This window comes from Acinetobacter sp. 243_ASPC (assembly GCF_001054715.1).
Lineage (GTDB): Bacteria > Pseudomonadota > Gammaproteobacteria > Pseudomonadales > Moraxellaceae > Acinetobacter > Acinetobacter soli.
In genome coordinates this window covers 165,204-185,346 of record NZ_JVOR01000081.1, presented here as the reverse complement: position 1 = coordinate 185,346, position 20,143 = coordinate 165,204, and the positions used below count along the sequence as shown (strand labels likewise).

Genomic DNA, 20,143 nt, shown 5'->3' with positions numbered 1-20,143 from the left:
CATAAGGAATTTTTTACATGACAATTTTCAAGAAATTACCGGGTAGCCTTTCTTTACAACGCGGTACAGTAGTGAGTGACGGGGCGTTTTTTAATTTATTTGAAGATGGCAAACAAGAACCTTTACACGTGATGTATCACGGTATTCGAGGGACTCAAAATGTCGCAGGAAATAAAGAAAAAGGCGCAGCAACAGGTAATTCTCTGGCTCGTGAAGTCACCAATATTCAGTTGACAGAATCTGCAAAACTACAGCCTAAAGCGAAACTCTTAGTGAAATGGGACTTCCGTTTTATTGACCTGAGCTATGTACTATTTGCAAGTGCGTCTAAAGCGGGTGCAGATAAAACCGAAGAATACAACTTCCGTCAAGCTTTCTTAAATTTTGTAAATCGCGCCAAAGAAAGCGATGGACTTAAAGAAGTTGTGCGCCGTTATGTACGTAATATCGTGAATGGTCGTTGGTTATGGCGTAACCGTATTGTCGCTGAAAGTATTACCATTCAAGTGACTGCTCAAGACCACCCCGAAACATTTAGCTTTGATGCACTTTCTTACAACCTTAAGAGTTTTGCCGAACCGTCTGAACAAGAACAAAAACTAGCAGACATTTTGTTAAAAGGAATTACAGGTGAATCAACAAGTGCTGGCTTACATATTGAGGCGATTGTTGACTTCGGTATGGGCGGTGTAGAGGTTTTCCCTTCTCAAAATTATTTAGAAGAGAAACCAAAAGGTTTCTCTCGATCTTTATATCAATTAACACCGAAAAAACCAGATCACAAAGCAAATGACAACCAATATCTAGGACAAGCTGCTTTACGTGACCAAAAAATCGGAAATGCACTAAGAACAATTGATACTTGGTATCCATCGTTCAGAGAAAATGATGAAAAGCCAATTGCTGTAGAACCTAACGGTGCCAACCTAGAAGGTCAGATTTTCTATCGTGTAGGCAAAGATAAAGTTTCTGCATTTGATATTTTAAAAGAAATTGATGAACTAGATGTAAACAGTGAAAAAGGTATGTTCCTGATTGCGTGTTTAATTCGTGGCGGCGTGTACTCCGAGGGTGAATAATCATGGATGCCAATTACTATCTGGATATCCGTATTCTTGAATCATCAGATGATACGGATTTAAAACTGGGTCATATTCGTAATCAAATTTACAGTGTCATTCATGGCGCATTTCGAAAACTGCCTGCGCATTATGCTCTTGCGTTGGAGATGTCCGATAAATTGATAGCGAAACAGGAATTTTTTGAAAAAAAACATGGCCGTTCAGCTAAACCTAACTTTGATATTTTGCGGATTTTTGCAGAAAAACAGGATGAATTAGATGAATTAATAGAAGCAATTAAAGGGCACTGGAAAATTCGTGACTATACTGTTTTAGGTGTGGCAATTGCTGTTCCCACTGCCAAAATTTCGGGCTGGAAAAGTTATCGAAAGTTTCGTATTCCGACTCAGAAAGCTGAACGTACAAAACTTTCTCATCAGAATGAACCTTTGAGAGATAGACGTTTAAAAACCGCCAAAGGAATGCCCTTTTTTCAGGTGATAAGCCAAAGTACAGGTCAAGGTTTTACAGTCATCATTGATGTTCAGGAAAGTGAAAACGCGGGATACGGGCTGCCAGATAGCTACGGTCTTGCCCGTAAGGAAAGCCCTTTTGCTCTTCCCGTTTTTTAAGGAAATATAGTATGAGTCAACTCCGTCAAGAACGCAGCCGCCCAGTAATGCTATCAAAGCGCGCTTGCGTATTTTATCTGGAAAAAGTTCGTGTCGTTTTAAAAGATGATCGAATTGTTTACTTGACGGATAACTCTCAGCCTGTGGAATATTTTTATAATATTCCAGAGAAAAACACTGCCTTTTTACTCCTTGGCAAAGGTAGTTCATTAACAGATGCGGCTGCCAGACGTTTAGCAGAATCTAATGTGATGGTTGGGTTTTGTGGCTCTGGTGGTTCCCCTTTATTTTCATCATTAGATTTAACATTTTTAGCACCTCAAAGCGAATACCGACCCACTGAATATATGCAAATTTGGATGAAGGCATGGTTAGATGACAATGCACGCTTGCTTATGGCTAAAATTTTATTACTTGAACGTATTGTGCTCGTTTCACAATCATGGAAGAAGAATTTAGATTTGATTCAGCACGGTATTTATATTGATGACAACGCTTTAAATACGTTTAAACAAGATATTGATCGATCCGAAAATCAACAAGAATTACTGGCAGCCGAAGGACGTTGGGCCAAAGCACTGTATAAAGAATTGGCCAAAGGATTTAATATTGATTTTAAACGAGATGAAGGCAAAAACTCACACGATACTCTTACCGATATCGCGAATAACTACTTAGATCACGGAAATTATATTGCCTATGGCTATGCGGCAGTTGCTTTAAATGGTATGGGAATTAGTTTTGCATTACCTATCTTGCATGGTAAAAAACGCCGCGGAGGTTTAGTATTTGATCTTGCCGACTTAGTGAAAGATGCTTTTGTGATGCCAACTGCTTTTATATGCGCATCAAAAGGATTAAATCAAAAAGAATTCCGAATGCAACTTATAGAAATATGCCAAGACCAAGATCTTCTAGATTACATGTTTAGCTTCATTACAGACATTTGTAGTAAAATCAAATAAAATCATACAATTAAGTCAAGTGGTTCATAACGAAGTATTTTTACTCATTAAAAGCTTATATAATTGATATTAAGGGTTTTGTTTTGACTTAACTCTAGTTCGTCATCGCATAGATGATTTAGAAAATACCGAATGCACACCAGTCATCACCGATTACGTTCGTCATCGCATAGATGATTTAGAAAGAACATGAGGACTTTCAGCTCGTTGTGTACAGGTTCGTCATCGCATAGATGATTTAGAAACATCGTATTCAGTCTTTTTTCGTATTGACGCCGTTCGTCATCGCATAGATGATTTAGAAAGAGAACTTAATTTATACGATTGGTCACAATATGTTCGTCATCGCATAGATGATTTAGAAAAGAAATGGACCATGAAGCAAGCCTATAAGAGTGTTCGTCATCGCATAGATGATTTAGAAATTAAAAGACTAAATGATCCCAAATATGAAGTTGTTCGTCATCGCATAGATGATTTAGAAAAGAAATCTGATTATTTGTCGTAGTATTTGATTGTTCGTCATCGCATAGATGATTTAGAAACTGTTGACCAGATGTTGAAATTCCCACAGCACGTTAGTCATCGCATAGATGATTTAGAAAATGAAAAAATTAATCCTATTATTTCTCTTTCTGTTAGTCATCGCATAGATGATTTAGAAAGTCGGAACCTGATTCGGATAATGATATGTTAGGTTCGTCATCGCATAGATGATTTAGAAAAAGTTCCTGTCCAACCACCTGAATCGGCACAAGTTCGTCATCGCATAGATGATTTAGAAACATGAAGCTGACTCGAGTGCAGATGTGCGATCGTTCGTCATCGCATAGATGATTTAGAAATAACAGAAATGCAATTGCCCAAAATAGTTTATGTTCGTCATCGCATAGATGATTTAGAAAATAACCAGCAATAAACGAAATGCCTTTTTCAAGTTCGTCATCGCATAGATGATTTAGAAATACATAAACTCGATGGTGAAAAAACGGATGTTGTTCGTCATCGCATAGATGATTTAGAAATGCAAAAATAGGGGCATTAATAGAAATTTGATGTTCGTCATCGCATAGATGATTTAGAAAGTCAATTTTGAGCTGACGCAATCGCCAGCCATATTCGTCATCGCATAGATGATTTAGAAATATCTTATTATCAATTAATTTATAAGTTGCCTGTTCGTCATCGCATAGATGATTTAGAAATGAATATCCTTAACTAAGTCTGATAATTCTTTGTTCGTCATCGCATAGATGATTTAGAAACTTATAAAAACAAGAAGTCAGAAGATGAAATGAGTTCGTCATCGCATAGATGATTTAGAAATCAACATTATCTACCCAAGTGGCAAAGGGTATGTTCGTCATCGCATAGATGATTTAGAAAAAGGGCATTCACTGCTTCTTGTGGTGTTAGAGGTTCGTCATCGCATAGATGATTTAGAAATTAATGTCCAAAATTGAGGTGATTGACGACCTGTTCGTCATCGCATAGATGATTTAGAAAACCTTCGTTCGTTTTGAGCAGCTTGGACTTTGGTTCGTCATCGCATAGATGATTTAGAAATCTAAAAACGGTTGCAAATTGCTCATGATTTAGTTCGTCATCGCATAGATGATTTAGAAAATGCCGTACACAGTTTTAATTTTGCATGTGTCGTTCGTCATCGCATAGATGATTTAGAAATTCAGGCACTGTGTACTTAATACGCGCATCATGTTCGTCATCGCATAGATGATTTAGAAAATGACATAACTGTCATCTGCTCCTAGTCTTCTGTTCGTCATCGCATAGATGATTTAGAAATTCATGCGCACAGTTTCACACCACGCGCCGAAGTTCGTCATCGCATAGATGATTTAGAAATCCAGATGGAATTGCTTCAAGGTTTATCGATTGTTTGTCATCGCATAGATGATTTAGAAATAAAGCCTACGTTGTTCAATGTAGGCTTTTTTGTTCGTCATCGCATAGATGATTTAGAAAAAGCCAGCATCCAGCATCGAGAGCGATCTGATGTTTGTCATCGCGTAGATGATTTAGAAATAAGCGAATCACAGGAAATGGCAATTCTTGTTGTTCGTCATCGCATAGATGATTTAGAAAGGCTAAAAATACTCCTCCTCACATCGTATTTTCTTGCACCAAACTATTCATATAAGCCACCGCTGCTGTACGGTTTTCCACACAGAGTTTTTCAAAAATATGTTCAAGATGCTTATTTACAGTTCTTGGGCTGAGCTCTAATATCTCTGCAATATCTTTATTGGTTTTACCCAGTGCCAGCCAATGCGAAACTTCCGCCTCTCGCTGGGTCAGTTGCGGGCAATATTTTAAAATCTCCTCAACGCCCAAAGCCGGAGCAGACATTTTAATTTGTACCAGATAAGTGGCGTGACCCACAGGTTGATCGTGCCATGGCGTAAGTAAAATAAGTTGCAGTTGATGCGATGCACTAGAATAGGTGCAACTCATTTTCTTTTTATTGTCTTTATCGCGTTTAATTTCGGCAAACCACTGCGTTAAACCAGTTTCAAAGCGTTCACGATCTTGCAAATATTGGTTCAGCAAAATATTGGCTTTTTCTGTGGCCCATGCAATTTTCCCGAGCTGATCGAGTGCCAAAATCGCGACTTCAGTGGCATCAATTACCTGCTTTTGCTGACGTAAAAGCTGCGCATGCGCCAGATGTGTTTTTACCCGCGCCAGAACTTCTTCAATATTGAGTGGTTTGGTGACATAGTCGACGCCACCCACTTGAAAGCCACGGACAATATGTTCAGTTTCAGACAATCCGGTCATAAAAATGACGGGAATAAACTGCGTAATTGGGCTGGCTTTGAGCTGTAAGCAACTTTCAAAACCATCCATATGTGGCATATTGCCATCGAGCAAAATCATATCTGGCTGACAGCGGTGCGCAATTTCAATGGCACTTAAACCATCTGTGGTGACCAATACCTGATAACCCGCCTGATCTAAACTTTCATGCAATAATCCCAGATTTTCAGGCACATCATCCACAATTAAAATCACCGCCTGATCGTGCGGGCGAAATGGAGAAATCGAAGCAATGTCCTGACTCATCGTGCGTCCTGAAGTAATTGGCGGGCGTGTTTTAAGTCAAATTTTTGCACAGATTGATTCAGTTGTCCCCATAGTTCGTTATATTCTGGAAAATCATGTTGATACTGTTGCACGGCGCGCTGAATGCCGCGTATATAGCCCTGCCCAATCAGTTGCTCTAGATGATTCAAAGCCTGATCAAATGTCATTGACTGTGTATGAGTAGGTTGAGGCTCATTAACCATCGCTGTGGTCTTAGATGGCTGAGCAGAAATCGGTTCTGATCTTTGCGCTGCTAGGGAAGCTTGTGTGGTTGAAGCTGTAGACTGATCAATCCATGTAAGCCCCAATTTATCGCCAATTTTATTTAAAAGTAAATTCAGATCGATCGGTTTTAGCATAAAGTCTTCACTTAATACGGCATCTTGCGGATTACCCTCACGCTCATTCACATTGGCCGATATAATCAAGATCGGGACGTTGGTAATATTATTTTGACGTAGTAAATGTGCCGTTTCCCAGCCACCCATCATGGGCATATTTAAATCCATTAAAATAAGATCGGGCTGAAACACTGGTACCTGTCTTAAACAATCGATACCAGATTCTGCTTCCTGAATAATAAAACCAAGTGGGCGTAAAAAATTCGCCACCAAACCTCGATCGACGGCTTCATTATCGACCACTAAAATCCGTTTTTGTTCACCGATATAGCCCGTGATCTGATTCGATTGTACATTTGAAATAGGATGTACCAGTGCCTTAGAAGGCAAGTACAATTTAACCTTGAAACATGAGCCCTGATTCAGCTCACTTGTTACCGAGAGCTGGCCACCGAGCAAATCGACCAGTAATTTCACAATCGGTAGTCCAAGCCCGGTTCCGGTAAACCCGCCCTGCACCACATTACTGCCACGCTCGAATGGGTTAAAAATCCGCTCAATATCTTGCGTTGCAATACCGCATCCGGTGTCTCGAATTTCAAAATAGGCCGTTTGAAAACGATATTCCAGTTTCAAATGGATTTCGCCTTTGGTGGTAAATTTAAGCGCATTCCCCAGCAAATTGATTAAAATTTGTTCCAGTCTTTTTTTGTCAGTTCGGACATATTCCGGTAAATGCTCACTCACCTCACAAATAAAATGTAGCCGTTTCTGCTCGATTTGCGGCTGAAACATCTGAATCATTTGTTCGATAAAATGAGGAAAATGTACATCGACCATATTCAGACTGATCTTACCGGTTTCGATGCGCGATAAATCCAGTAAACCATCGATGAGTGAGGTCAGATGCTGACCACTCCGACTAATCACACCCAGTGCCGTCTGGCCTTGTGGCGAAAGCTGCTCCTGTTTTTGTAATAACTGGCTGTAACCTAAAATACTGTTGAGTGGCGTTCTGAGTTCGTGGCTAATGCCCACCACATAACGACTTTTGGCTTCATTGGCACGCTCGGCCTGAATACGGGCATCGTAAAGATGCTGTGAGGTTTGCTCATGCGCTGCGATTTCTTCTATGAGCAAACGGGTTTGCTGATGCGTCTCCTGCTCAGCTTTACGGCGGCTTTGATCATTAAGCACCAACCACCACGCCGCAACACTGATCAGTAGAAATAAAATGGTGTAGATTTTTAAAAATAAAGTAAATAATTGCTGGATAGCTTGCTCGTTGACTGCTTCCAAATAGGTTTTTTCTTGTAAATACACCAAGCTTAAACACACCGCTAAAATAAGCCCGAGCGAGAGCATTAACAGTAAATATTGGCTCAGGCGAGTATTTAACCGCTGTGACCATGCTTTAGGCAAATATCGCTCGATCCATGTTTTAAGCTGTACTGTCCAGCGGGCATGCGGCTTACATAAATCATGACAGCGTGCTTCGAGTGAGCAGCAGAGTGAGCAAATTGAGTGCTGATAAGCTGGACACACTGCCATATCGGCTACTTCATAATCACGCTCACACACCACGCAAGTGGCTACAGGAGTTGAGGCAATCTGTTCAGGTGGGCGAGCAAGGTAGTATTTGCCACGGGTAAGTAATGCAATGAGCGGCACACAGAGCATAGACGTACCGAGTGCAATAAAACTGGCCAAGCCTTTTGCCGTAAGGCCAAACACTCCCAAATAACATAGCATTGAGACACATGATGCAATCACCAACGCACCTACGCCTACGGGATTGATGTCGTACAAGTAAGCACGTCGAAACTCAATCCCTTTGGGACTTAGTCCAAGCGGTTTGCAAATCATAAGATCTGCCACCACGGCGCCAATCCATGCCAGCGCCAGATTGCTATATAGCCCTAAAATTCGCTCGACCGCATGGATAATTCCCATCTCCATGAGTACCACTGCAATCAGCACATTAAAAATCAACCACACAATTCGGCCGGGATGACTATGTGTTAAACGCGCAAAAAAGTTTGACCACGCCAGCGATCCCGCATAGGCATTGGTGACATTGATCTTGATTTGCGCCAGACAAACCAGTAACAGCGTGAGTAACAAGGCGATTTGCGGCGATGGAATAAACTGCTGATAAGCCATCCAGTAGAGGTAGGTCGGGTTATCTAATTCAGCAATCGGAACCAGTAATTGATAAGCCAACAGCATGAGCAACATCCCCATGCAAACTTTAAGAAAACCCGCCAAAATCCATGATGGGCCACCCAAAAATACTGCAAGATGCCACGAACGCTTTGCTTGTTGCTGTTGTGGCAAAAAGCGCAAGTAGTCGGCTTGTTCGCCAATCTGAATCACAAATACGAAAATCAGCGTGCAGGCAGCGCCAAAATAATACAGGTTAAAATCGCTTGAGGCCGATACTGCACCGGCAAAATGAATGCTGTCACTGAGCAAATGTGGCTGTTTCCAAAGCACCACGATCCACGGTAGCACCAACAAGATCAGCCATAACGGCTGAGTATAGGCTTGTACTTTATTGATAAACCCTATGCCTTTCACCACCAAAGGTAAAATGACCAGTGCAGAAATTAAATAGCCAATACTCAACGGAATATTCAGTGCCAGCTCAAGCGCCATCGCCATAATGGCTGCTTCAAATGCCAGTAAAATAAAGGTAAAGCTGGCGTAAATCAGTGAAGTGATGGTCGAGCCGATATAACCAAAGCCTGCGCCTCGCGTGAGTAAATCGACATCGACATTATATTTCGCTGCATAGTAACTGATCGGCCAACTGGTCATAAAAATGATCAGACACACCACAATCGCCGCCCAAATGGCATTGCTAAAACCGTATTGCCACAGCATGGTGGCACCAATGGCTTCCATGGCCAGAAAACTGACCGTCGAGATGGCAGTATTGGTGACTGTCCACGGCGACCATTTGCGTACCGACGCTGGTGCATAGCGCAGCGCAAAATCTTCGATACTCTGGTCGGCCACCCAAAGATTATAGTCACGACGTGTTTTAATCACACGTTGTGGTGCGTGCGGAGTTTTTGAAGAATTTGACATGGCGAGCAATGGCTGGGCAAACTTAGGCTATATGGTCACTTTGCCAAATCTTGACGCAGATTGCTATGCTTATTGCATGCGCACGTATACGCAAAATAACGTATTTCCAATTTTGCCCTAACCCGACAGACTCCTTTACATCAAGCAATCCAATATTGCCGTTATTCGTTCTGTGGGGAGATCCAGCTTATGCGCGCATCCGAGCATTCAACTATTGGTACCGTCGACGACGCCGATTCACGTAAAGCCGTGAATGAAACCCTCGAAGATTACACACTGCGCTATGCACCGCACAGTTTTCGCCGCTGGAGCCCTAAGGTGGTGGCCATTACAGCATTGGGCGGCATTGCCTATCTGGCCGACTTTTCAATTGGTGCCAGTATTGGTATGGCCTATGGCACCACCAACGCCGTTTTTTCAATTTTATTTGCAGCGCTGATTATCTTTTTAACCGGTATTCCACTGGCCTATTACGCTGCACGCTATAACATTGATCTGGATCTGATCACCCGCGGTGCCGGTTTTGGCTATATTGGTTCAGTGCTGACCAGTATCATTTTTGCCAGCTTTACCTTTATTTTCTTTGCCCTTGAAGGCTCGATCATGGCACAAGGGCTGTTGCTTGGCTTAGGTATTCCGTTATGGCTGGGTTATCTCATCTCTACGGTGATGGTGATTCCACTGGTGATTTATGGCATGAAAGCCCTAAGTACCTTACAGGTCTGGACGACACCGATCTGGCTGATTCTGATGATTGGCCCTGTGGCATATCTGATTCACAAAGAGCCTAATCTGGTGGGTCAATTTGCCAATTACACCGGTGCAGAAGGCTTCGCACCGATGGACATGGCCGCGATTATGCTGGGTGCCGGTGTATGTTTGTCGTTGATTATGCAAATCGGTGAGCAGATTGATTACTTACGCTTTATGCCTGCCAAAACCAAACAAAACAGCAAACAATGGTGGGCAGCCGTGATTTCGGCGGGTCCGGGCTGGGTGATCTTGGGTGCGATTAAACAAATTATCGGGGCATTTTTAGGTTTTTACTTACTGACCAAAGTACCCGGCATTAACTCGACAGAACCTGTACAACAGTTTAATGCCGCATTTCATGACATGCTGCCGGGCTGGTTGGCACTCTCTCTGGCCGTGATTTTAGTGGTGATCTCACAAATCAAGATTAATGTGACCAATGCTTACTCAGGCTCATTGGCATGGACCAGTGCCTATACGCGCGTGACCAAACATTATCCGGGTCGTATCATGTTTGTGATGGTTAATCTGGTCATTGCTCTGGCACTAATGGAAGGCAACATGTTTGCAGTGCTGGGCAAAATTCTGGGCTTTTATTCTAACTTTGCCATCGCTTGGGTGGTGGTGGTTGCAACCGATATTTCTATCAATAAATATCTCTTAAAGCTTTCTCCAAAAGAGCCAGAATATCGCCGCGATATGCTGCACAATATTAATCCTGTGGGTTTGGTGGCATTTTTGGCCGCAGCAGGACTATCAATTGCTGCATTCTTTGGATTATTTGGCAGCTTTTTGGCTGCTTACTCACCCATCATCGCGCTGGTGGTTGCGTTTGTAATGACGCCATTGATGGGCATTTTGACCAAAGGCAAATACTACATCAAGCAAGCGCACGACGGCATTCAAGAGCCTCGTTTCGATGCCGAAGGTACGCCTGTGGCAACCATTTATGAGTGCATCGTGTGTGATCAGCCATATGAACGCCCAGATGTACTGTTCTCTCACAAGCATCACGGCACTATTTGTTCACTGTGTAAAACGCTAGATAAATAAATCTCGTGGTGTAAAAAAGTTTCGGGCGGTTAAAAAATTAAACCGCCCATTTACTATTTCAATTACTTTAAATAGGATTTTGTTTGTATGGCGAATGTAAGTTATTAAGTAAAACTGCAGCAGTTGATACGATGAGCGCACAAAATTTATGTGTTTTATGTCAAAAAATAGCTTTTGTTAAATAAAAATAATATATGCTTCTGCGTTCGAGATGATTTCTAAAATGGAGATTTTGCTATGTGGACCAAACCAGCTTTTGAAGACATTCGTCTAGGTTTTGAAATCACAATGTATGCTGCTGTCGAGTAATTTGATTGCGCGTCGAAACATCCACAACCTTGTGGATGTTTTTCATTTTAACTTATCAATTTTTAAACATTCATGCTGATAAAAATCTTAGGTTCTGCCGCGGGTGGCGGTTTTCCACAATGGAACTGTAACTGTGAAAACTGTCTTGGTCTTAAACAGGGAACGCTTCAGGCACGTGCGCGCACCCAGTCTTCTATTGCCATTAGCGATAACGGTACAGACTGGATCTTGTGCAATGCATCACCCGATATTGCACAGCAAATTGCCCACAATCCCGAATTGCAGGCGCCAGCATCGGTTCGCCGCGGTACCTCGATCGGTTCGATTATTTTGACCGACAGCCAAATTGATCACACCACAGGTTTGCTCAATTTAAGAGAGGGCTGTCCGCATCAGGTCTGGGCTACGCCTGAAGTACACGAAGATCTCAGCACCGGATTTCCAATTTTTAATATGCTCAAGCATTGGAATGGCGGATTGGTACATCATCCAATTGATATCCAGACTCCATTTCAGGTGGCTGTATGCCCGTCTATTCGCTTTACCCCAGTGCCTATTTTAAGCAATGCACCGCCCTACTCGCCATATCGTCACCGACCGCTACCAGGTCATAATATTGCGCTTTGGATCGAAGATACCCGCACTGGACATTCGCTGTTTTATGCGCCCGGTCTTGGGCAAATGGATGAGCAAATTTTAAGCTACATGCAGCGCTCAAACTGTTTGCTGGTTGATGGTACGCTATGGAAAGATCAAGAGCTGGCCTTACTCGGTGTTGGTCACAATACCGGTCAGGATATGGGTCATCTGGCCTTGCAAGAAGAGCGCGGCTTGATTCATTTGCTGGCGCAATTTCCGCAACAGCGCAAAGTGCTGATCCACATCAACAACACCAATCCAATTTTAAATGAACAGTCTGTCGAACACGCAACGCTCAAACAGCTTGAGATCGAAGTGAGTTATGACGGCATGCTGATTGAGGTTTAATATGGCTGCATCACTTTTAAGCCCAACCGAGTTTGAGCAGGCACTGCGTGATAAGGGCTGCTACTATCATATTCATCATCCGTATCACATCATGATGAATCAAGGTGAAGCCACTAAAGAACAAATTCAGGGCTGGGTGGCCAACCGTTTTTATTATCAGGTCAATATCCCGCTAAAAGATGCCGCCATTATGGCCAACTGCCCCGACCCTGCAACGCGTCGAAAGTGGGTGCAGCGCATTTTGGATCATGATGGACAGCACGGTGATCATGGCGGTATTGAAGCATGGTTAAGGTTAGGTGAAGCAGTCGGCCTTGACCGCGACACAATTTTGTCTGAAAAAATGGTGTTGCCAAGTGTACGCTTTGCAGTGGATGCCTATGTCAATTTTGCCCGCCGTGCGTGCTGGCAAGAAGCGGCCTGTAGCTCGCTCACCGAGATGTTTGCACCGGCGATTCACCAGTCACGGCTAGATACATGGCCAAATCATTATCCTTGGATTGATGCTGAAGGCTATGCTTATTTCAGAAGCCGTTTGGGTCAGGCCAATCGTGATGTTGAACATGGTCTGGCACTGGCACTTGAGTATTGCACGACGATTGAGCGTCAGCAGCGTATGCTCAATATTTTACAGTTTAAGCTCGATATCTTATGGACACTGCTCGATGGCATGACCATGGCCTATGTACTGCATCGTGCGCCGTATCATACGGTCACTCAAGATATCGCATGGCACCAAAAAGGATCATTAACATGAAGGATATCAGCAACCATACCCCTGTGTTTAATCGAGGCTATCGTTTTCAGTGGGAAGAAGCACAGCAAAGTTATGTGATCTTGTATCCCGAAGGTCTGGTGCGTTTAAATGATACAGCCACCCTGATTTTAAAGCAGATTGATGGTTCACGTCGCGTTACGGAGATTATTCAGCTTTTGCAGGCACAGTTTCCAGATGCCGATGGTCTCGATCAGGATGTGATCGACTTTTTACAGCAGGCTGAATCGCGGCAGTGGATTGATCTGTCATGAATATTCCGGTAGTGCCGCAGATCAAGCCGCCATTGTGGTTGCTGGCCGAGCTGACGTATCGTTGTCCATTACAATGTGCCTATTGTTCTAATCCATTGGACTACGCCGCAGTAAAAAATGAACTGAGCACAGCACAATGGAAACAGGTTTTTGATCAGGCACGCGCCTTGGGCAGTGTACAACTTGGATTTTCTGGTGGAGAGCCTTTACTGCGGCCAGATTTACCCGAGCTGATTCAGCATGCCCATCGGTTGGGCTTTTATACCAACCTGATTACGTCAGGAATCGGGTTGACTGAAGACAAAATTGCAGCATTTAGCGAGGCAGGTCTGGATCATATCCAGATCAGTTTTCAGGCCAGTGATCCAGTGCTGAGTGAACTGCTGTCTGGGTCACGTAAAGCCTTCGAACAAAAGCAGCAAATTGCCCGTGCGGTGAAAAAGCATCGTTATCCGATGGTGCTCAACTTCGTGATTCATCGCTTTAATATCGAGCAGATCGATCAGATGATTGAATTGAGCCTTGAACTGGGTGCCGATTATGTTGAACTGGCCACTTGCCAGTTTTATGGTTGGGCCAAACTGAATCAGGCCGCTCTTTTGCCGACTTCTACACAAATTGCTTATGTACAATCCAGAGTAAAGGCCTACCGAGCGCAGATCGATCAACAGGGCTTAAAAACCAAGTTGATGCTGGTTGCTCCCGACTTTCATCAAACGCGTCCTAAAAAGTGTATTGGCGGCTGGGGACAAATTTTTATTACCGTCAGCCCTGACGGAACGGTACTGCCCTGTCAGAGCGCCAAAGATCTGCCTTTAGACTTTCCCAATGTTGCCGATCAGTCCCTCAAAACGATTTGGAACGAAGCCTTCGCCTTTAATGCCTTTCGGGGCACTGACTGGATGCAAGAACCATGTCGTTCATGCCCAGACAAAGAAAAGGATTTGGGTGGATGCCGCTGTCAGGCCTACATGATGACACAAAACATGTATGCCACCGATCCCGTATGTAGTAAATCACCTGAGCATCATCAGATCGAGGCCGCTCGTGCAGATGCCGATGAGCAGCAACCAACCACCCAAGATTTGGTATTACGCAACAGCAGAAACTCTAAACTGTTTTTTAAAACAGTTAATCTATCGGATACACCATGATGAAGGTATTTGATGGGCATAACGATGTACTGGCCCGTATGTGGCTCAGTAATGCGCCAGATCCTGTTGCTGCATTTTTAGAGACTGGATTACCCGGACATCTCGATCTTAAACGCTGTCAGGCCAGCCCTTTTGCAGGTGGGCTGTTTGCACTGTTTGTACCACCTTTCGATTACGTACAAAAGCATCATCCTGATAAGCTCAAACATACGCAGCAAACGGCTTTTGATGCAACAGAGATCAGTGACATTATAGAGACACAGCTGAGCTACATTGAACAGCTTGCCTCGCGCTCTTCAGGGCAAATTCAGATTTGTGGTGATGTGCCTGCTATTCGTAATGCCTTAGAGCAGAATCAATTGGCAGTCGTGATTCATATGGAAGGCGCTGATGTTTTAGATGCCAACTTCGAACGGCTGAATTACTTCTATGCGCGTGGCTTAAGAAGCCTTGGGCCACTCTGGAACACGCCCAATCAGTTTGGGCATGGTTTGCAGGCCAACTTTCCACATTCGCCCGATACAGGCGCAGGCTTGACCGAACTCGGCCAAGCACTGATTCAGTACTGCTCAGAACGCCGAATCCTGATTGACGTATCGCACATGAACGAACAAGCCTTTTGGGATACCGCCAAGCTGAGTCAGTTACCCCTGATTGCCACGCATTCCAATGCACATCAGCTTTGTGCGCAAGCACGTAATCTGACCGACCATCAGCTTAATGCAATCAAAACAAGCCGCGGCTGTGTGGGTGTAAATTTTGATACGGCTTTTTTACGATCTGACGGACAGCGTAACAAGGCAACATCGTTAGATATCATTCTGGATCATATCGAGTATTTGATGCAGCATCTGGGCGAAGACCATGTGGCTTTAGGTTCAGATTTCGATGGCGGATTTATTTCGGATCAGCTTCAAGATGTTAGGGGCTTGACTGCCTTACAACAGGCCTTCGAGACGCGTAGTTACTCAAAGGAACTGCAACATAAATTATGTTTAGATAACTGGCTTAATGCTCTCGATCGCGTCTGGCATGGTGGCAATTCACAATTAAAATCAACGCAATAAAAAAAGACGGTACAAGTACCGTCTTTTTTTATTGCAAGTGATTATTGTGCAGTGTAACCACCATCAATGAGCACCGCCTGACCCGTCACGCCTGCGGCTTTATCGCTACACAGGAAAATCGCGTAATTGGCAATTTCTTCAACAGACAGTAAGCGCTTTTGCGGCACCATTGCCAAAATCACATCTTCAAGTGCAGTGGATTCACTTACATTTCGGTTTTTGGCCAGATCGGCAATTTGCCCTCGCACCAGTGGCGTGTCGACATAGCCCGGGCATAAAGCATTTACCGTAATACCCTCTTTGGCAGCTTCCAGCGCAGCGACTTTTGTCAGTCCGATCACTCCGTGTTTGGCACTGTTATAGCCCGCTTTACCTGCAAAACCAATCACACCATTAATAGACGCCATATTGATAATGCGCCCCGATTGCTGCGCTTTCATGATCGGGAAAACATGCTTGATTCCGATAAAAGCACCCGTCAGCATGACCCCAACCAGCTTTTGAAACACATCGGTTGGGAAGTCTTCAATGGCCGCAACATGCTGAAAGCCAGCATTGTTAATCAAAATATCAATGGTTCCAAACTCGCTTTTGGTCTGTTGCAGCGCAGCTTGGAATGCGGCTTCGTCGGTAACGTCACAAGGTGCAGCCAGTGCTTCAAATCCTTCATTTTTAAGCTGTTGCACAGCCTCATCACACTTTTGTACATTGACATCTGATATAACGACTTTTGCGCCTTCTTGGGCAAATTTTTTGGCAATTTCCAGCCCTATACCACTGGCAGAACCTGTAATAAACGCAACTTTTGCTTCGAGTTGTTGAGTCACTTGCGCTCTCCTATTTTTCATGCGGTAAGTGGTGTACAACGCATAACGATTACGCGTGTACACCTTTAATATGAGTTAGACAATACCGAACCATGTAAATGCGGCAATCACCACAAATACGGCCATGGTTTTGATTATCGTGACTGCAAAAATATCTTTATACGATTGCTTATGTGTTAATCCCGTCACGGCCAACAAGGTAATGACAGCGCCATTATGCGGTAACGTATCCATACCACCCGATGCCATGGCTACCACGCGGTGCATCACTTCAGGCGGTATGCCCGCAGCCAAGATCGCAGCGTTGTATTGTTCGGCCATTGCACTGAGCGCAATACTCATACCACCCGATGCTGATCCGGTAATCCCGGCCAGCGTGGTGGTGGTAATCGCGCCATTGACTAATGGATTGGTAAAGGTATTACTCAAGGCATGGCTAATTAATGCAAAACCCGGCAAGGCTGCAATAATGGCACCGAATCCGTACTCCGATGCGGTATTCATGACCGCAAGTAAAGACCCGCCGATACTGGCATTAACCCCCTCTTTAAACTGACTCACTACGCGTTGATAATCAAACAGAACAGCCGCGATAATCCCGACGATGAGTGCCAGACCAACAGCCCAGATGGCACCAGTTTTTGCAACATCGACCGTGTAATTTGCAAGGCCAATCGCATTGAAATCGAATCCGTTGGGATACCATGTTTTGATGGCACCCGACAAATACTTGTTCATGACTGCAACCAAAATCAGGGGGACAAATGCCAATAATTGACGCCCAGCCGAGCCATTATTTTTAGCATCGACCACGGTGCTCGCCGCCACTAGATCTGCTTGATCAAAACCGGCATAGCCTTCACCTGCTTTTGCAGCCACACGGCGACGCCACTCCAGATAAGCCAAACCCATGCACAATACAAAAATTGCCCCGATAATGCCCAAGAATGGCGCGGCATAAATATTGGTTCCAAAAAATGTGGTTGGAATTACGTTTTGAATTTGGGGCGTTCCAGGCAATGCATCCATGGTAAACGTAAATGCACCGAGTGCAATGGTCCCCGGAATCAGACGCTTTGGAATATTGGCCTGCTGAAATAACTGATTGGCAAACGGATAAATCGCAAATACTGCCACAAACAAGCTCACACCGCTGTAGGTCAGAATTGCACCGAGTAATACCACCGTCAAAATGGCTTTTTTAGCCCCAATCAAGTTTACAATGGTTTTGGCAATCGACTCTGCAATACCAGACATTTCGACCACTTTTCCGAAAATTGCACCAAGCAAAAATACTAAAAAGTAATCTTTAATAAAATTAACCATTTTGGGCATAAATACGCCCGAATAAAATGGTAAAACATTGGCTGGATTGATCAGCATCACCGCTAATAAGGCACATAGCGGTGCCATTAAAATGACTGAGAAGCCGCGATAGGCTGTATACATCAACAGTCCTAACGACAGCAAAATGACAAATAATTCCCACATATTCTTTTACTCCATTACCAAGAATACATCTCAGGTACAGCCCCCATATCTTGCCTAAACGTGGGTTTTGGCCGACCTCATCCTTGTCTCGACACAATTGCTTAAAATAAAAAGCAATAATTAAAATATAAAACCGCTTTAATTTTTTAAAATATCAACAAAAAGAAAAAATACAAGAAGATTAATTTTAATTTATTACTAAATAAATTTATATCATTAAAAATCATGGTTTTAATATTATAAAAACAATATTCCCATTTATTTACAAAACAAATTGTTTATTTTAAAAAACTCATTAATCATTTTAATAAATAAATGTCGCATTATTTTAATATAAATCTAATTCAAAAAATCTTAACGTTTTAGATCCCTTAAAACGGATCAGCACGACACGCTGGTTTTACAAAAATAACCGCATAAAACTTGATAAATTCCATATAATTACATAACAAAAATCAAAAAATCGATCAGGATGACCTCGCATGACCCTCAAGCAACTGAAAGCATTTTTGGTACTCGCAAGAACGTTGAATTACGCCAGTGCCTCAACTGAGCTACATTTGAGTCAGTCTGCATTGAGCTTAAGCATTAAATCTCTCGAAGAAGAACTGGGCGGAAAGCTGTTTAAGCGCAATACCCGACGTGTCGAGCTGACCCAAGAAGGCCTCTCCTTGATTCCATTTGCACGTAAATTGCTGGCCAACTGGGAAGACATGGAAAAAGACGTCAAACAGCGTTTTAAATTACACCGTGGCACACTCAGCATCGCCTCTATGCCCTTTGTGACCCATGCTATTTTGCCTGAGGTGATCAAGATTTTTTCCAGTGAACATCCGAATCTCAGTTTTTCCATTCACGATATTCCCAACGAACGAATTATTGAAAATGTTCTGGATGGTATATTCGAACTGGGTATTTGTTTTGAGCCTGTGATGAACGAACAGCTTGAATTTAAACCACTCTTTGATGAAGACTTTTTGGCACTTGTGCCTAAGCATCATCCATTGGCTCAGCAAAATAGCGTGCAGTGGCCTGAATTATATGCCTGCCCGTTTGTGACGCTACAACATCCATCGATTGTGCGGCATCTGCTCGAACAAAATGCACAACAACACGGCTTAATTTTAGATTTGAAAGTTGAGTGCCATCAAATCAGTACCCTCTCAAGTTTGGTCGCACTCGATATAGGAGTCAGTGCCATTCCGCGTCATTTTCAAAATTTTATCGATAAAGAACACAATGTCTTGCTTGAAATCGAAAACAGCGATGTGCATCAGGCGGTCGGGATTGTCTATAAAAATGATGGTGAACTCTCCAATGTCTCGTTACAGTTTATTGAAGCGCTCACACGTTTTTCTTATGCCTCGATTTTAAAAAGCGCCTGATGATGGGCTTTTCATGATGGATTCAGCTTTGTCCTTTGATTTGCGATTGTCGTTATCGTGTTGTCTTTGATTGTTAAATCAGCATCATTAATAAGTTTTCCTCATTAAACCTTTAAAATTTTCAACTTCTTTAAGCAAGTTGCAAATGCTAAAACTAAAAACAAGGGATTATGAGTAAAGACAATGAATAAAGTTTATTCAAGTGCAGCCGATGCACTTCAGGACATCGTCAAAGATCATCAAACCATTGCGGTTGGTGGTTTTGGTTTATGTGGCATACCAGAAGCATTAATCAATGCGCTCAAAGATACGCAAGTGAAGCACCTCACCTGTGTTTCCAACAATGCAGGTGTCGACGATTTTGGCTTGGGGTTATTACTGCAAACCCGTCAAATCAAAAAAATGATTTCTTCGTATGTGGGTGAAAATAAAGAGTTCGAACGTCAGTATCTCAATGGTGAACTTGAGGTCGAACTCACCCCTCAGGGCACGCTGGCCGAAAAATTGCGTGCCGGTGGCTCAGGCATTCCTGCATTTTATACCCAAACCGGTGTCGGTACGCTCATTGCAGAAGGTAAAGAGCAACGTGAATTTGACGGCAAAACCTATATTTTAGAGCCATCTCTCACTGCCGATATCGCACTGGTGAAAGCCTACAAGGCCGATAAAGCCGGCAACCTAATCTTTCGTAAAACGGCTCGAAACTTCAATCCCGAATGTGCAATGGCTGGCAAAATCACCGTCGCTGAAGTCGAGGAAATTGTCGAGACCGGTACATTAGATCCAGATGACATTCATTTGGCCGGTATTTTTGTCAATCGCGTGGTGCTCAATGCGACCCCGGAAAAGCGGATTGAACAAAAAACCCTAAAAGCACAGGAAGCATAA

The 20,143-nt window shown here is 43.3% G+C and carries 16 protein-coding genes and 1 CRISPR repeat array; of the genes, 12 read left to right on the top strand and 4 right to left on the bottom strand.

Annotated elements, in window-relative coordinates:
- The first annotated feature begins 17 nt into the window (after positions 1 to 17).
- Genes csy3 through cas1f form a run of 3 tightly spaced genes read left to right on the top strand, consistent with a single transcriptional unit; the run spans position 18 to position 2,658 of the window.
- Positions 18 to 1,079 (top strand): type I-F CRISPR-associated protein Csy3, encoded by a 1,062-nt coding sequence (gene csy3 / locus ADA42_RS09570; RefSeq protein WP_004948469.1) that lies wholly within the window; start codon positions 18 to 20, stop codon positions 1,077 to 1,079.
- Between the two features lie 2 nt (positions 1,080 to 1,081).
- Positions 1,082 to 1,693, top strand: a complete 612-nt coding sequence (locus ADA42_RS09565) for a type I-F CRISPR-associated endoribonuclease Cas6/Csy4 (protein ID WP_004948474.1) — start codon at positions 1,082 to 1,084, stop codon at positions 1,691 to 1,693.
- 11 nt (positions 1,694 to 1,704) lie between these two features.
- The gene (gene cas1f / locus ADA42_RS09560) at positions 1,705 to 2,658 is read left to right on the top strand and encodes a type I-F CRISPR-associated endonuclease Cas1f (protein WP_004948476.1); all 954 of its coding nucleotides are present in this window, start codon (positions 1,705 to 1,707) and stop codon (positions 2,656 to 2,658) included.
- Between the two features lie 97 nt (positions 2,659 to 2,755).
- Positions 2,756 to 4,764: direct repeats of the CRISPR family, unit length 28 nt; unit sequence GTTCGTCATCGCATAGATGATTTAGAAA.
- A gap of 18 nt (positions 4,765 to 4,782) precedes the next feature.
- Here the strand turns inward: cas1f and ADA42_RS09555 are convergent.
- A complete protein-coding gene (locus ADA42_RS09555) occupies positions 4,783 to 5,745 on the bottom strand; it encodes a response regulator transcription factor (RefSeq protein ID WP_048764896.1) in 963 nt (320 codons plus the stop codon).
- A complete protein-coding gene (locus ADA42_RS09550) occupies positions 5,742 to 9,200 on the bottom strand; it encodes an ATP-binding protein (RefSeq protein WP_048764894.1) in 3,459 nt (1,152 codons plus the stop codon). Before ADA42_RS09550 ends, ADA42_RS09555 begins: the two co-directional genes overlap by 4 nt.
- A 189-nt stretch (positions 9,201 to 9,389) precedes the next feature.
- Between ADA42_RS09550 and ADA42_RS09545 the strand changes: the two genes are divergently transcribed.
- The 7 genes from ADA42_RS09545 to ADA42_RS09520 all read left to right on the top strand — a co-directional run bounded on the left by ADA42_RS09545 (position 9,390) and on the right by ADA42_RS09520 (position 15,552).
- Positions 9,390 to 11,006, top strand: coding sequence for a purine-cytosine permease family protein (locus ADA42_RS09545; RefSeq protein ID WP_004948487.1), 1,617 nt, complete (start codon positions 9,390 to 9,392; stop codon positions 11,004 to 11,006).
- 237 nt (positions 11,007 to 11,243) lie between these two features.
- Entirely contained in the window at positions 11,244 to 11,315 is a 72-nt protein-coding gene (gene pqqA, locus ADA42_RS18975; protein ID WP_011182532.1) for a pyrroloquinoline quinone precursor peptide PqqA, read from the top strand.
- 72 nt (positions 11,316 to 11,387) lie between these two features.
- A complete protein-coding gene (gene pqqB, locus ADA42_RS09540) occupies positions 11,388 to 12,302 on the top strand; it encodes a pyrroloquinoline quinone biosynthesis protein PqqB (protein ID WP_004948490.1) in 915 nt (304 codons plus the stop codon).
- Position 12,303: 1 nt separating this feature from the next.
- Complete coding sequence (gene pqqC, locus ADA42_RS09535; RefSeq protein ID WP_004948493.1) at positions 12,304 to 13,059, top strand: pyrroloquinoline-quinone synthase PqqC; 756 nt, start codon at positions 12,304 to 12,306, stop codon at positions 13,057 to 13,059.
- Positions 13,056 to 13,331: a pyrroloquinoline quinone biosynthesis peptide chaperone PqqD gene (pqqD, locus tag ADA42_RS09530; protein WP_004948497.1), complete on the top strand. Its 276-nt coding sequence runs from the start codon at positions 13,056 to 13,058 to the stop codon at positions 13,329 to 13,331. Before pqqC ends, pqqD begins: the two co-directional genes overlap by 4 nt.
- Positions 13,328 to 14,485, top strand: a complete 1,158-nt coding sequence (gene pqqE / locus ADA42_RS09525) for a pyrroloquinoline quinone biosynthesis protein PqqE (protein ID WP_004948502.1) — start codon at positions 13,328 to 13,330, stop codon at positions 14,483 to 14,485. Before pqqD ends, pqqE begins: the two co-directional genes overlap by 4 nt.
- The gene (locus ADA42_RS09520) at positions 14,482 to 15,552 is read left to right on the top strand and encodes a dipeptidase (protein ID WP_004948504.1); all 1,071 of its coding nucleotides are present in this window, start codon (positions 14,482 to 14,484) and stop codon (positions 15,550 to 15,552) included. Before pqqE ends, ADA42_RS09520 begins: the two co-directional genes overlap by 4 nt.
- A 41-nt stretch (positions 15,553 to 15,593) precedes the next feature.
- Here the strand turns inward: ADA42_RS09520 and ADA42_RS09515 are convergent, their stop codons facing one another.
- Positions 15,594 to 16,400 (bottom strand): 3-hydroxybutyrate dehydrogenase, encoded by an 807-nt coding sequence (locus ADA42_RS09515; protein WP_268843461.1) that lies wholly within the window; start codon positions 16,398 to 16,400, stop codon positions 15,594 to 15,596.
- Positions 16,401 to 16,454: 54 nt separating this feature from the next.
- Positions 16,455 to 17,870: a GntP family permease gene (locus ADA42_RS09510; RefSeq protein ID WP_004939072.1), complete on the bottom strand. Its 1,416-nt coding sequence runs from the start codon at positions 17,868 to 17,870 to the stop codon at positions 16,455 to 16,457.
- A 482-nt stretch (positions 17,871 to 18,352) separates the two neighbouring features.
- On the opposite strand from ADA42_RS09510, the gene ADA42_RS09505 reads away from it, so the two are divergent.
- A complete protein-coding gene (locus tag ADA42_RS09505) occupies positions 18,353 to 19,255 on the top strand; it encodes a LysR family transcriptional regulator (protein ID WP_004948509.1) in 903 nt (300 codons plus the stop codon).
- A 183-nt stretch (positions 19,256 to 19,438) separates the two neighbouring features.
- Entirely contained in the window at positions 19,439 to 20,143 is a 705-nt protein-coding gene (locus tag ADA42_RS09500; protein ID WP_048764892.1) for a CoA transferase subunit A, read from the top strand.

What these genes read in the sequence shown, in the direction of transcription:
- csy3 (WP_004948469.1), top strand. Translation starts at nt 18, where the DNA reads ATGACAATTTTCAAGAAATTACCGGGTAGCCTTTCTTTACAACGCGGT.
- ADA42_RS09565 (WP_004948474.1), top strand. Translation starts at nt 1,082, where the DNA reads ATGGATGCCAATTACTATCTGGATATCCGTATTCTTGAATCATCAGAT.
- cas1f (WP_004948476.1), top strand. Translation starts at nt 1,705, where the DNA reads ATGAGTCAACTCCGTCAAGAACGCAGCCGCCCAGTAATGCTATCAAAG.
- ADA42_RS09555 (WP_048764896.1), bottom strand. Translation starts at nt 5,745, where the DNA reads ATGAGTCAGGACATTGCTTCGATTTCTCCATTTCGCCCGCACGATCAG.
- ADA42_RS09550 (WP_048764894.1), bottom strand. Translation starts at nt 9,200, where the DNA reads ATGTCAAATTCTTCAAAAACTCCGCACGCACCACAACGTGTGATTAAA.
- ADA42_RS09545 (WP_004948487.1), top strand. Translation starts at nt 9,390, where the DNA reads ATGCGCGCATCCGAGCATTCAACTATTGGTACCGTCGACGACGCCGAT.
- pqqB (WP_004948490.1), top strand. Translation starts at nt 11,388, where the DNA reads ATGCTGATAAAAATCTTAGGTTCTGCCGCGGGTGGCGGTTTTCCACAA.
- pqqC (WP_004948493.1), top strand. Translation starts at nt 12,304, where the DNA reads ATGGCTGCATCACTTTTAAGCCCAACCGAGTTTGAGCAGGCACTGCGT.
- pqqD (WP_004948497.1), top strand. Translation starts at nt 13,056, where the DNA reads ATGAAGGATATCAGCAACCATACCCCTGTGTTTAATCGAGGCTATCGT.
- pqqE (WP_004948502.1), top strand. Translation starts at nt 13,328, where the DNA reads ATGAATATTCCGGTAGTGCCGCAGATCAAGCCGCCATTGTGGTTGCTG.
- ADA42_RS09520 (WP_004948504.1), top strand. Translation starts at nt 14,482, where the DNA reads ATGATGAAGGTATTTGATGGGCATAACGATGTACTGGCCCGTATGTGG.
- ADA42_RS09515 (WP_268843461.1), bottom strand. Translation starts at nt 16,400, where the DNA reads ATGAAAAATAGGAGAGCGCAAGTGACTCAACAACTCGAAGCAAAAGTT.
- ADA42_RS09510 (WP_004939072.1), bottom strand. Translation starts at nt 17,870, where the DNA reads ATGTGGGAATTATTTGTCATTTTGCTGTCGTTAGGACTGTTGATGTAT.
- ADA42_RS09505 (WP_004948509.1), top strand. Translation starts at nt 18,353, where the DNA reads ATGACCCTCAAGCAACTGAAAGCATTTTTGGTACTCGCAAGAACGTTG.
- ADA42_RS09500 (WP_048764892.1), top strand. Translation starts at nt 19,439, where the DNA reads ATGAATAAAGTTTATTCAAGTGCAGCCGATGCACTTCAGGACATCGTC.